Origin of the sequence: Rhizobium cauense (assembly GCF_019511525.1) — a bacterium.
GTDB classification, from domain to species: Bacteria; Pseudomonadota; Alphaproteobacteria; order Rhizobiales; family Rhizobiaceae; genus Rhizobium; species Rhizobium cauense.
In genome coordinates, this window is the sequence record NZ_JAEUAT010000109.1 from 1 (window position 1) to 214 (window position 214).

The 214-nt window shown below is 66.8% G+C and carries 1 protein-coding gene; it reads right to left on the reverse strand.

The annotated features are described in order from the left end of the window. On the reverse strand, positions 1-214 hold a 214-nt coding region (locus tag JNB88_RS33375), incomplete at both ends, for a hypothetical protein (protein ID WP_220359189.1).

Consider the following 214-nt stretch of genomic DNA (forward strand, 5'->3'; position numbering starts at 1 on the left):
TCAGCGCACCGAGCTGATCGCTCGACAGCTTGCCGACCTGGGTTGCCGTCAGAGCCGCAACCTGGGCAGGCTTCAGCGCTGCGATCTGCGTCGTCTTCAGGGCCGCAAGCTGGTCGTCGTCGAGAGCAGCAACCGCATCATTCGTCAGGCCGCCGACCGCTGCCGTGCCCAGCGCCGCGATCTCATCGGCGGAGAACTTGGCGATGTCGTCGGC